8 protein-coding genes are annotated in these 12,610 nt (G+C 41.6%); 3 read left to right on the top strand and 5 right to left on the bottom strand.

All coding sequences use genetic code 11. The features are described from left to right. Positions 1–68: 68 nt before the first annotated feature. Positions 69–800: a hypothetical protein gene (locus BN3769_RS04260; protein WP_068467930.1), complete on the bottom strand. Its 732-nt coding sequence runs from the start codon at positions 798–800 to the stop codon at positions 69–71. A gap of 402 nt (positions 801–1,202) precedes the next feature. Further along, complete coding sequence (locus tag BN3769_RS04255; RefSeq protein ID WP_195155547.1) at positions 1,203–2,702, bottom strand: tetratricopeptide repeat protein; 1,500 nt, start codon at positions 2,700–2,702, stop codon at positions 1,203–1,205. Between the two features lie 884 nt (positions 2,703–3,586). Here BN3769_RS04255 and BN3769_RS04250 point away from each other — a divergent pair. The 3 genes from BN3769_RS04250 (at position 3,587) to BN3769_RS04240 (ending at position 7,089) form a co-directional block, all read left to right on the top strand. After that, positions 3,587–3,988 carry a hypothetical protein gene (locus BN3769_RS04250; protein WP_068467924.1) on the top strand — a complete coding sequence of 134 codons (402 nt, stop codon included), beginning with the start codon at positions 3,587–3,589 and terminating at the stop codon, positions 3,986–3,988. A gap of 458 nt (positions 3,989–4,446) precedes the next feature. Next, complete coding sequence (locus BN3769_RS04245) at positions 4,447–5,808, top strand: MATE family efflux transporter (protein WP_068467922.1); 1,362 nt, start codon at positions 4,447–4,449, stop codon at positions 5,806–5,808. A gap of 306 nt (positions 5,809–6,114) precedes the next feature. Next, positions 6,115–7,089 (top strand): zeta toxin family protein, encoded by a 975-nt coding sequence (locus BN3769_RS04240; RefSeq protein ID WP_068467920.1) that lies wholly within the window; start codon positions 6,115–6,117, stop codon positions 7,087–7,089. A 291-nt stretch (positions 7,090–7,380) separates the two neighbouring features. On the opposite strand, the gene BN3769_RS04235 is transcribed toward BN3769_RS04240, so the two are convergent. The 3 genes from BN3769_RS04235 to BN3769_RS04225 are packed head-to-tail and all read right to left on the bottom strand — an operon-like array spanning position 7,381 to position 12,573. Further along, complete coding sequence (locus BN3769_RS04235; protein WP_068467917.1) at positions 7,381–10,494, bottom strand: efflux RND transporter permease subunit; 3,114 nt, start codon at positions 10,492–10,494, stop codon at positions 7,381–7,383. Next, on the bottom strand, positions 10,491–11,309 hold the full coding sequence (locus BN3769_RS04230) for an efflux RND transporter periplasmic adaptor subunit (RefSeq protein ID WP_068467915.1): 819 nt from the start codon (positions 11,307–11,309) through the stop codon (positions 10,491–10,493). The genes BN3769_RS04235 and BN3769_RS04230 overlap by 4 nt, the downstream gene beginning before the upstream one ends. Continuing rightward, on the bottom strand, positions 11,275–12,573 hold the full coding sequence (locus tag BN3769_RS04225) for a TolC family protein (protein ID WP_068467913.1): 1,299 nt from the start codon (positions 12,571–12,573) through the stop codon (positions 11,275–11,277). The genes BN3769_RS04230 and BN3769_RS04225 overlap by 35 nt, the downstream gene beginning before the upstream one ends. Positions 12,574–12,610 lie beyond the last annotated feature (37 nt).

Raw genomic sequence — 12,610 nt, 5'->3', positions numbered from 1 at the left:
TTGCACCTATATCTATTTTTTAAAAGGAAACACTGTCCGTCGTCTATTTATCCATAACGCATGCGGAATTAAGCGAGCAAGGCGCCTAAAACCAGGGGGATAAAGACATTCGGGCTTGACACTGTTTCTGTGTCCCAGGCCAAAGTCGCTAAGGCAATCGCTCCTGTCAGTTGGACAATTCCCGTCAGGACTTTGCAAGGATTTTTTTTCACCCTGTCCAACCACCCTCGATTAATGCCCGTGAAGAGTGCTCCCATTGTTCCAATGCGCCAGCTTTCTATTTTTTGGCTTGTGCGATAGGCCCAATTTCCCCCGTTATAGTGGAGATCATCTTCAAAGCGTTCTTTATCTATTTTGCTGAAATGAAAGCTAATAGTAGGGGTCGCAATGGTGTTAACGAGACCGCCGACTTCGCCTATAAGGATTTGCAGCATAGATTCATGCGTTCCTTCTTCTTTGGAAATAAGATTATATCCTGAAAGGAAAGCATGCCAGGCAGGACGAACTCTTTTTTGGACACAGGGGCAATCGAATACAGAAGGGGGACCGTCAGAAAAAGAAAAGGGAGTGACAAACGCGCTATCTTTAAAAACATACAAATAATGCCTGGTATCCTCTTTAAAAAAGCGGTGGGTAGACCCTGTTGCTTTCCCACCTTCTTCAGGATCGCCCCCATATAAGCGAATGCGGATATAATGAGGCAAGCTTGTTCCATGGCGCAGCTTTTCCACTCCTAGTGCATTGGCGATTCCATCATCTACCAGATGATAAAGAATATTTCCCGTTGCAAAACTAATCATGTCCCTTCCTTCAACTAGAATCATTTATCTAACGAATGGAAGTAAAATAATCCAAGAGAATTAAGTTGTAAATAAACGAATGGAAAAGAATTTAGTTTGGAAAATGGATAAATTATATTTTTATAGATTTTAAAATCAATTATTGATTTTTTTCAATTAAAGGTCTAGAAATTAGACCAATAAGATGTGGAAAGAATTAGGTAATAATCAAAGAAAGAATGTAAAAAGGGGTCATAAGAAAGCGATGGAGAGTTTGTTAACTAATGTATAATAGCTTGAATTTGAGATTATTTCCTCCCAGGTTAATAGGGAAAAAGAACTCGAAATCAAGCTATTAAAAGGTTTTTTACAGGCTTTTACATTGACAAACCTTATTAGCTCTGCCTGACATATTCTCGAATATTAAGGAGTACTCACTGGTATTTTTTCCTCTAATTTAGTTTTTACCAAAGCGGCACTAATCTTTACTTCTTCTGAAACATTATTGCCATAAGCTGTTAAGGCTTTCGTATAACATTCATCGGCTTCTTGCCATTTTTCTAATTTGGTTTTTATTAATCCAGCTCCATTCCATACATCAGCTGGAACATTGTTGCCATAAGCTGTAATGGCTTTTGTAAAAAAATCATCAGTATCTGTCCATTTTCCTAACTTGAATTTTACTATGCCGGCATGAACCCATATAACTGCAGGGATATTATTGCCAAAAGCTGTAATGGTTTTTGTATAACATTCATCAGCTTCTTGCCATTTTTCCAAATGGCTTTTTACTAAGCCAATATCATTCCACAGATCTTCTGGAATATTATTGCCAAAAGCTGTTAAGGCTTTCGTATAACATTCATCGGCTTCTTGCCATTTTTTTAAATGGGTTTTTACTAAGCCGGCATTAGCCCATAAACTTGCCGGAGCATTTTTCCCAAAAGCTGTTAAGGCATTTGTATAACATTCATCGGCTTCTTGCCATTTTTCTAATTTGGTTTTTACTACACCTGCATTATTCCACACATCTTTCGGAAGATTGTTTTCAGAAGCTGTAATGGCTTTTGTATAACATTCATCGGCTTCTAGCCATTTTTCTAATTTGGTTTTTACTAAGCCGGCATTATTCCACACATCTGTTGGAATATTGCTTTCAGAAGCTGCTATGGCTTTTGTATAACATTCATCGGATTCTAGCCATTTGCCTAAATAGATTTTTATTAAGCCAGCTCCAATCCATATATCTATTGGAGCATTGTTGCCATAAGCTGTTAAGGCTTTCATATAATATTCATCAGCTTCTAGCCATTTTCCTAAATGAATTTTTACTAAGCCGGCATTAGCCCATATAGCTGCCGGAACATTGTTTTCAGAAGCCGTTAAGGCTTTTGTATAACATTCATCAGCTTCTAGCCATTTTCCTAAATGAATTTTTACTAAGCCGGCATTAGCCCATACATCTGCCGAAGTATCGTCCTTAAAAGCTACTATGGCCTTTGTATAACATTCATCGGCTTCTAAGTATTTGCCTAAATTGAATTTTACTAAGCCGACCTTGGCCCATATAGCTGCCGGAACATTGTTGCCATAAGCCTTAATTGTTTTGATACCCCATTCGTCGGCTTCTTGCCATTTCTTTAAATTGATTTCTTCATCCATAAAGTTAGTTAAAAGGTGAGGAAAATCAACGATTTGAGGGCAAATGAAAGTTGCAAAAGTAGAGTCGCTCTTTAACAGGTATTCTAATCCTTCCGTATCATATGAGGCGCTTGTTTTTATTAACTGCTTAGATAAAGCTTGTTCTTGTGAAGGAGATGTGCGTTCTCCCAAAGCATAAAAAGCTAAGAGGTGAGCATAAGCCCCGCCAATTTTTATGGCTTCTTCAAAATATTCTCGAGTTAGTTGTTCTTGTTTTAACACATCTGCGGAAGGTGTAAATCGATCCCTTATCTCTTTTAATTGCCTGGCTTCGAATAGAGCCCCAAATAGATAATCTCCGCTCCATTTTCCTTCTTGAAATAGCCTTTCAATAATTTTTTGCCTATTTTGACTGTCATATTTCTGAGAAGAACCTATCCGGAAGAGATCTTCGCTAATATAAGCTTTAAAATCGGAAAATCGTTGCATCAATCCATTAAAACATCTCCCGATCTTTTGGGCTGTTTGCAAACTTTGAGAAGAGAGACAAGGATAGCCTTCTTTTACATATTGGATCAGAGCTTTGCTTAACCAATAATTCCATTTAGATGAATAAGGTCGATTAGTTTCATTTTCAGATTCCGGATAATTGAAATGATGGAGGCACTCTCTTTTGCTATAATCAGCCCATACATGTTGAGTAAGTGCTTGATGGGCTTTGGTTGCACTCTCAAAATGCAATAGATCTCTAACTCCTAAATTAGAAAATATGTGACAGATTAGTTCCGGTGCTAAGGTTAAAAAATTAGAAGAATTCGGCTCTTCTTGTTTTTTTGATGAAGACTGAGGATAATGGGTGTCTTCATAGGATCTTTTTTTTGAATTAACTATCTTAACAGCTTGATTGTCTGCTTGTTCAGATAGATGTGAGGGGGTAACAGAAATAGAGAAATTATTAGAAAAATGAGAACGATGGAAACCCATGATTATTCCTGATTTTTATAAAAACATTGTTTGGATATTAATTGACCAGTAATTAAAAAGTAAATATCTGTTTTGTGTTTAATGTGTTTGAAAAATAATTAAATTTATTTATGTGTATTTTAAATGATGTTTATTTTTATATATAAAAATATGGATTTGGTTTTAATTCCTTAAATGGATTTATGAAAAAAGAAGAAGGTTCTATATGGCAGTTTTGGACATTGACTTTTCTGCTCTTGTTTAGTTCTCTTTTCAGAAATTGGGGCAAGTCCAAAGTTCGTCTTGAATCCCTGTCAATTTGGTCCATGATGGGGGGCTTAATGAGAAATACATTCGTAGGTTCAAAATCCTTCCCATTTCTTAAATCAAACACACCATATACACTTTTACCGCAAGCTAAACAGATGTATAAAAATAAGCCTGTCAATTACCTAATACGTACATGGTCGCAAAAAGCGGTTGTCCATCTATTATCCGACGAAAATTTAGGGGAGGAAGAAGCTAAATCACGTTTGAATGACTTTCTTATCAATCTACTAAAAGAGTCATTACCTACGTATCTTTCTCATATTCCTATCAACTGAAGACTGCTTTTGGAAAGGCCTGCCTTAAAAAACCTCGCATCTATTCTTTGATACGAGGGTTCCAACACATCAAGCGATACAAGCATTTGCAATAGTTTTTCAGTAAAATGAGGAGACACTTAATGTTACGCTTATTTAATTCTGCCAGCAAAAGGGAATATGCGATTCCTTCCTTTATCTTTCTCTTTTATTAATTCCTATGAACAGCCTAATTGTTGGATTATTTGTTGAACAGACCCTAAATCTGAAAAAATGAAGAGTCTGAAATTGAAAGAGTTTAACAAATACAATTATTCGTTAATTGTACTTTTAAATATTTCATTTGAATTTGTGTCTTGTTTATTTTGTCTTTTAATTAAAATTTTTTTGTCGTTTTTTTAAATTTTTGTGGATTTAATTGTTTAAAAAAAATAAAATATAAATAATTTATTTTAATTTTAATCACTTAAATAGGTTTTATGCAGAAAGAAGAAAGTTCCATATGGCAGCTTTGGACGTTGACTTTTCCGCTCTTGCTTAGTTCCCTTTCCGGAATGGCCATGTTATTTGTCGATCGCCTGATTTTGGCTTATTATTCCTTAGACGCCCATAATGCAGCTGTTGAGTCCATGAATTTGGGATGGGCCTTCTTGACTGGGTGGATGGCTTTGGCGAGCATTGGGCAGGTCTTTGTAGCCCAAAACTTTGGCGCTGGCCACTACCGGCTGCTAGGGCAGCCGGTGTGGCAGATGATCTGGCTGGGGATTTTTTCTTGTCTGATTTTTTGGCCGGCGGCAGTATGGGGGCCTGGATTCTTTTTTGGCTCGGAAGCTGAGAGGGAAATGCAGCGCACTTATCTATTTTGGATGGTTTTATTTGGTCCTGCCCATGTCATTTTTGCCGGTTTGTCTAGTTTCTTTATCGGTCAAAAGAAGATCTTAATTACCAGTTTTGTTGTCTTAATGGGCAACTTAATCAATACTTCCTTGTGCTGTCTGCTGGTTTTTGGGTGGGGCGAATGGATTCCTTCTCTGGGTATCCAAGGATCCGCGATTTCTACTAATGCAGCTGTTTTAGGACAGATTATCATTCTTGCCGTTCTGTTTTTCCGTCGCTCCAATCGCGAGCAGTTTGGAACAAATTGTTGGCGATGGAATCCAAGCTTATTGGGCAAGTGCATCAAGATCGGACTGCCCAGCGCTGTTTTCGGTATTTTGGAAGTGGCCGGATGGGCCATCTTTTATCAAATGATGGCTTCTATGGGGGAAAAGCATCTGACAGTGGCCGGAATTGTACAAAACGTCCTCATCTTATTTAACTTCTTTGGCGAAGGGCTTTCACGGGCTGTAGCGATTCTTTCAGGCAATGCCATTGGAGCGAAGCAGCCGCAGGCTGTCTACAAATTTGTCCATGCAGGCTTTGTCCTCATGACGCTTTTTGCCATTGTTCTGGCGCTTGTTCTGTGGTTGACCAATCAAACGCTTATCAATTGGTTCCTTAGCACGGCTTCTGAAGAGCAGCGTACGCTTTTCTACTCTTCATTGATTTTCGGATTGGCCAACGTCGTCATCTATAAATATTTAGAAGGAATCCGTCTGATCATTAGCGGAGCATTGACCGCAGCGGCTGATACAGTCTTTCTATTAGTGGGAGGCACATGCTCTATCTGGCTTTTTATGGTCATTCCCATTTATCACTTTGTCGTCAAGCAAAGCGGATCGATTGAATTGGCGCTTGCTCTCTGTTCGGTCTATACGCTGCTGGCGGCATGCCTCTATGCCTGGCGTTTCTACTGGCGCGGATGGCAAAAAAATACCTCTTTGGTTCTCAGCCCAGCTTAATCCAGCACAGGCATTTAATAAAAGAAATGCCTAGGCACTTTCCTTTTCCGTTGCCGGATAGACTCTGGCACGGAATATACACTTTGCTTGTCCAAATACTTATTTAAAGCGATTTTCATAGATTTATAGATGGTCTTCAGGACTAATAAATGATGAAAAGAGCCCAGAGACTGTCCTAACGAGGGGAAGGAGCTTCTAAGAATAGTACTTAATCTTTATTGAGTTATTGTTTATTTATTCAATTAAGTGATTGAGTTCTGACATTGGAGCTAAAATTCTTTCTAATATTAAGCTTAGGAGGTCAATATGGTGATCACGCATTCTCTTGATATTTGTGATCTTAAAAATATTTATGAATCCACTGGATTTCAATATTGGCTGCAACAACCTATTCTAGAGAGTTATTTATCAGGTAATGCGTTTGATTATCAGAAGGAGTATACAGTAGGGGAATCGGCAAAATTAAAAGAGGATATTAGGGAGATATATGAGAGGATTATCGCTCAAAATCCTGTTAAGGAAAAGATCGCCATCATAACGGCCGGAGCGCCAGGGGCAGGCAAGACGACCCTTCTTAACCAAGAAAGATTCATTCACAGCATTGCAAGCCTTGGCGAAAACTATGCCTATATCTGTCCCGATGATGTTTGTTTAAAGCAGCAATGGAGGACTTACCAAGCAGAAATTCATGATAGCGATAAATCTTTTGAAGCAAAAAAAGCCGCGTATGATAAATGGCGTCCGGCCTCTAAGGCAGCGTCGCAGTTAATTTTAGCGCATTTAATCCGCCAGGGCTATGCTTTCTATTTGGGAACAACGTCCACTAGTCCGTCAACAAGCTCTTTTTTTCAATTTCTCAAAGAAAGGGGATATAAGATCAAACTGCTTCACGTCTCAGCTCCTGAGGAAGTGCGCAGAAAGTCAATCCAAAAAAGGGATGAGCAATTTGTTCAAACAACAGAAGCTGATATTGTCAATAAAGGCAAAGATCTCCCTCAACGCATTTATGATGCCTACCTTAAATTTGCAGATCAGATTGAATTCTATGTCCGCAGCGATGCGCATAAAGAGGTCATTTTAGCAGCTAAATGGACGCGCAAAGCAGCCGCGGATCCGGAAAAAAAGGGAGAACTACTCATTATTGATCAGGCTCAATACGGAAAAATTAAAAGAATTCACAATGAGATAATCGATCATTTGAAGCCGCCTAACCCTGAGCTGACATGGGAAGAAACAATTGAAAAATACTCAGTCTTGTCCATTACTCCTAAAACCGAGTAAATGGACGGAATAGATGATGCCTAGGGGAATGGCGCACCTATTGTTTAAAAGGCCTGAAGGGCTCTCATTTTTTTGCAAGCAAACAGGTATAAACGGATGGAAAAGAATTAAATTGGGAATAATTAGAATCTTTTATGCTTAGATAGTTCGTGCACTTGGAGCCTAGATTTGAGATTATTTTCCCCAAGAGGGCAAGGGAGCCTCCTGGGGAAAAGAAATCGAATTTAAGCCATGAAATAGGTTTTTACTGAAGAGCGCAATAGCTATCTGACTATTTAAGCATACTTTTACTTATAAAGGCATCGTTTGCGGAATCGACTCCAATTGCGCAGGCTCTGCTTTTTTAAAAAAACGTCTGCTTTTGGCTAAAAGCGAATCGACCAAAGCATAGATCACAGGAACGATGATCAAAGTCAAAAACATGGATGTGATCAGTCCGCCAATGATGGCCAGCGCCATCGGAGCCCTGGACTCCGATCCTGCGCCATTTCCCATGGCAATGGGCAGCATGCCGAATACCATGGCGAGAGTGGTCATCAAAATGGGATGCAATCTGGTCGGCGCAGCTTTCAAAATAGCCTCTTCAAGCGCTAGGCCATCTCTTGAGCGCAGCGTATTGATGTAATCAATCAGCAGAATGGCGTTTTTGGTCACTAATCCCATGAGCATAATAATTCCAATGATTGTAAAAATGCTAAGGGTCGCTTGGCTGATGACCAGAATTCCCAACGCTCCGATGATGGAAAAAGGGAGGGATAGCATAATGATGAAAGGTTGGATAAAGCTCTCAAACTGAGAAGCCAGCACCATGTAAACGACAATGACGGCCAAGAAGAGGGCGAATAGCAAGTTATTGAAAGATTCGTTCATGGACTCTGCATTGCCTGAGAATTGGATGCTGTAGCCGGTTGGAAGGTTCATCTCTTGGATAAAGGAAGAAATCTCATTGATAGCTTCCCCTAATACTTTTTGTCCCTCTTTCAAATTGCTGAAGACCGAAATGATACGAAAGCGGTTATAGCGGTCGATTTGAACGGGGCCCTGCTTTTCTTCGACGGTCACTAAGTTGCGAAGTTTCACCAATTCCCCTTTGTCATTGCGGACAGAAAGGTTGTAAAGATCGGGAATTTTATTCCTGAACCCTTCTTTCAGGCGTACGCTGATATTATAGCGATCGCCGTTAGAGCGGAATTTATTGATGTCCGCCCCGCCAATCAAAGGCTTGATGGCTTGAGCAATGGCAAAAGGGGTCACTCCCATGGCCAAAGCGGTTTCGCGCTTAATATGCACATTGATCTCCGGCTTGCCTTTCTCGTAAGAGGAGTCCAAATCGACATAGCCGCTCGCGCTTTCCAGTTTTGCTAGCAATGCCTCCGATAGCGCCTCAATTTGGTGCGTATCGCTGCCTTTGATGTCTAACTGGAGGGCGCTTGTCCGTTTTCCTCCTCCAGACACGGCTTGAACGGGTTCCACGCTGATTTTAAGATTGTCGAGGGATGCAAGCTTTTGACGCACCCATTCCATGACATCCTTTTGACTTTGCTGGCGTTCGCTTTTATCTGTCATTTTGACGTAGAGAGCTCCTTCATTCACTTTGTTGAAGCTGTCGTTTCCAATAGTGGAAAAGGTATACTTCAACCAAGGCTCGTGCTTAATCAGCGAACGAATATGCTGAAGGGTTTCATCAGTAACGGCTAAAGATGATCCAAGGGGAGTGCGGACCTTAACAAAGAATTCGCTGCGGTCTTCTACCGGAACAAATTCGGAACGAATCCATTTGCTTAAAGAAAGCGTCAATAGTAGAAGAATGAAGGCGATCGATAGCGTCGTTTTGCGGTAGCGCAGCGCTTTGGCGAGAATAGAGGCATACAAGGCATCCAGTCCATGTAGTAAGGCCCCTATTCCTCTTGAAAGGCGCCCTTCTTTTTTCGGAACGCGCAGCATTTTAGCGGCCATCATGGGGGTGAGCGTGAAAGCCACGAAAAGGCTGATCAGAACCGCAAAAGTCACCGTTAAGCCGAATTGATAAAAGAAACGTCCGATCATGCCTTGCATGAAAGCGACGGGAAGGAAAACGGCGATAATCGACATGGTAATGGCAAAGGCGGCCAGGCCAATCTCTTGCGTTCCTGTCTTGGCTGCTTCTTCAGCCCGTCCTTCTTTGCGAAAATGCCTATAGATATTTTCCACGACAACAATGGCATCGTCAATGAGAATACCGATCGATAAAGATAAAGCCAGCATCGTCATGGTATTCAGCGTAAAGTCCATCCAACTTAGGAGTGTAAAGGTCGAAATGACGCTGATGGGAATAGCCAAGGCGCTGATCAATGTGATGCGGAAGTTCCTTAAAAAAACAAACACGATGAGAACGGCCAGCGCGCCGCCGAAAATTAAGTGAAATTCAATCTCTTCGATGGAGTGCTTGATAAAAACAGACAGATCCTGAGCAATTTCAAGATTAATGCCTTGAGAAGCGAGCTCAGGGCGTAATTTTTCAATGGCTTGCTTAACACTATCGGCAACGGATACGGTGTTCGTGCCTGATTGTCTGCGGACAATCAAAGCAACTGCTTGCTGTTCGCCTAATCGCGCCAATGTCCGCAGCTCTTCAACGCCATCTGTCACTTCGCCTAGATCGGAGATTTTGACAGGATAGCCGTTATGGTAGGCAACAATGATATTCTCTAGCTGCTTGGCTTCTTCGAACTCGCCTTTGACTTTAACGGGAAGCTCTTTTTTACCTGTTTCAATGCGTCCGCCGGGGAATTCGATATGCTGGGCTCTTAAAGCCTGCATGACATCTTGAACAGAGAGTTGCAGCCCTTCTAATTGATACGGGTCCAAATAGACCCATACATTACGGTCTTGCTTTCCCACAATTTTTATTTGTCCCACACCCTGTACTTGCTGCAACCGGTCTTTAACGACTTTATCGGCAATCTGAGAAAGGGTTGGAATGGGCAAATCGCCTGACAGAACGACTGCCATGATAGGAGCGGAATCAATGTCGAATTTCTCGATAATAATATCGTTGAGATCATCCGGCAATTCCTTGCGGATCGTGCCAAGCTTGGCTTGGACCTCTTGATAAGCGATGTCGACGTTTTTCTCTAAATTAAATTCAATGACAACTTGAGAGATGCCCTCCGCACTGGTTGAGCGCAAGTGCTTGATAGAGCTGATGTTGGCGACCGCCTCTTCAATGATTTCGGTGACGGATTTTTCCATGGTTTCGGGATCGGCCCCAGGCAAGACGGAGACAATGGTGATTACAGGAAAATCCACCTTGGGAAATAGATCAACGCCTAAATTTTTAAAGGCAATGGCTCCAAATAAGACAAACGCCAGCATGACCATTGTAATGAAAACAGGACGCTTAATCGACAGATCAGAAAGAATCACGATTGATTTCCTCTAATGGTAATTTTGGCAAGAGAGCCGGGAAGCAAGTCCTTATTTTTATTATCAATGACGGCACGGCAGCGCAGAGAACGAGTGGCTTCGTCGAGGACCGGATAGAGCAAATTGATTTTGGCCTGATAGTTTTTTTTCTGCGTTCCTTCAATTTCAAACTCAAGAGGAGTGCCGGCTTGGACCAAAGACATGCAGGACTGGGGAATGGAAAATTCCAAGTAAACCGGTTCGATCGACTGGATTTCTAAAAGCTCTGTCACAGGCGTAGCTGTTACCATTTCGCCTTTATCGATCAGCCGCTTGGTAATTACCCCTGTAAAAGGAGCTCGAATTAAAGTTTCTTGCAAATTGACTTTTGCACGCTTGAGGTTTTCTTCGTTTTCTTTAACGGCCGCCAAGCTTTGATCGTATCTAGAACGTGCTTCTTCCAACTTTTTTAATGAAATAGAAGGAGACTGGCCTTCTTTTTTCTCCCATAAATTCTGCATCCTGGTCAAATCTTTTTCGGCATCCGCTAAGGCAATTTTGGCGGATTCTAAGGCAGCTTGCTTCAAGGAAACTTCGATTTCAAAAAAAATCGGATCAATTTTTAACAAAGGCTGGCCTTGCCTAACTTCGTCGCTAATATTGACCCAAATAGCTTGCACCCTTCCAGCCACATGGCTGCCGATGACGCTTTTAGAGGAAGGATAAATGCTGCCGATTGTCGTGATCTCTGCAGCTTGTAGGCTTGTTAAAGAAGCCGCCAGAAAATAGGTAAAGAAAAAACTAATCAGCCACCGGGGCCGTACATTCATAATCATGATAAGGACATTCCTCTCTATTCATGAGTCCAGCAGAATAAATTAAATCCGTTTTAGCTTGGTAATAGGTGTAAAGCGCCTGGTAGTAGTTGACAAGAGCTGTCACGACTCCTGCCTCGTCGCTCATAACATCGCTTGCTGTAACAAGGCCTTCTTCGAAGAGATCTTTTGTCAAAACCAAGTTTTCTTCTGCAAAGGAAATGCTCTTGAGAGCGACAGGGATTTTACACAATGCGGATTGAATGGTTAAATAAGCGGTCCGCAGGCTAAGTTCAATATCTTTTTCAATCGCGCGATATTGATAGTCCAGCTCGCACTGTTCTTTTTTAATCCTGCGCAGCTTGGCCAGCGTGCTTCCGCCTTCATATAAAGATAATTGGACGCCAATTCCGGCATCGATTCCATGGCGATAAGGAAGCGCATACTCGCCCGTCGAGCTATAATTGGTAAAGGCATAAACGGAAGGATAAAATTGCGCTTGCTCGGCTTTATATTGATAACGGATAGCTGCCATTTGCGCCTGCAAGGCTAAAAGAGCGGGATGCTTGGCTTTGGCAAGAGCGATCATTTCTTCTAGGTTATCTATGCCCATGTTGCTTTCGGCAACGTCCTCTATTTCAATGGGGCAATTTAATTCCCAGCCGATAAGGCGATTGAGGCTGGCTTGGGCCAATAAGGTCTGATGGCGGGCTTCAATGGCGTCCTGCTTGAGCTGCGCTAATTGGACTTCCACTTGAAGCACATCATTGCGATGTAGTAATCCCTGCTGATGAAAGTCTGCGGTAATGCGCAGCTGCTCGTCTATGGAGGAAATGGAGTGCTGGATGATTTCTTCTAGCTTCTGAGCAGCAAGCAAGTGAAAGTAGGCGGTATGAACGGCGTATAAGAGGTCTTGTTCAATGTTGTCGGCACTAAATAGGGAAGAGTGATAAAGCTTCTTTTGTGCTTGAATGAGATTGCAGCTGCTGAGGTCGAAAAGGGGGACGGTTAAGGAGATCCGGGCTGTTTTAATTCCCTTTGTCTTGTGAAAATGCTTGGGTTCCCCACTCCAAATATAATTTGCCTCTGCATTTAAGCGAGGCCTAATTAGGCTGCGCGTTTCGCTTAAGCGATCCTGTTCGATTAAGGCTTGCAGATCGGCAATTGTCATTTTCTCGCTATTGGCCAAAGCTAAATTCTGGCAATCCCTTAAACTTAAGGCGGCATGCAAGGACCCATTAAAAAGAAAGCCAATAAGAAGCCATAAAAATGAGAAAGATCGCATATAAAACTCGAGCTAGTAATGCCTGTCCTATTTTCTG

It is taken from the genome of Candidatus Protochlamydia phocaeensis (genome assembly GCF_001545115.1).
GTDB lineage: Bacteria > Chlamydiota > Chlamydiia > Chlamydiales > Parachlamydiaceae > Protochlamydia_A > Protochlamydia_A phocaeensis.
This window is presented reverse-complemented; position numbering and strand designations above follow the sequence as displayed.

What these genes read in the sequence shown, in the direction of transcription:
- BN3769_RS04260 (WP_068467930.1), bottom strand. Translation starts at nt 800, where the DNA reads ATGATTAGTTTTGCAACGGGAAATATTCTTTATCATCTGGTAGATGAT.
- BN3769_RS04250 (WP_068467924.1), top strand. Translation starts at nt 3,587, where the DNA reads ATGAAAAAAGAAGAAGGTTCTATATGGCAGTTTTGGACATTGACTTTT.
- BN3769_RS04245 (WP_068467922.1), top strand. Translation starts at nt 4,447, where the DNA reads ATGCAGAAAGAAGAAAGTTCCATATGGCAGCTTTGGACGTTGACTTTT.
- BN3769_RS04240 (WP_068467920.1), top strand. Translation starts at nt 6,115, where the DNA reads ATGGTGATCACGCATTCTCTTGATATTTGTGATCTTAAAAATATTTAT.
- BN3769_RS04230 (WP_068467915.1), bottom strand. Translation starts at nt 11,309, where the DNA reads ATGATTATGAATGTACGGCCCCGGTGGCTGATTAGTTTTTTCTTTACC.
- BN3769_RS04225 (WP_068467913.1), bottom strand. Translation starts at nt 12,573, where the DNA reads ATGCGATCTTTCTCATTTTTATGGCTTCTTATTGGCTTTCTTTTTAAT.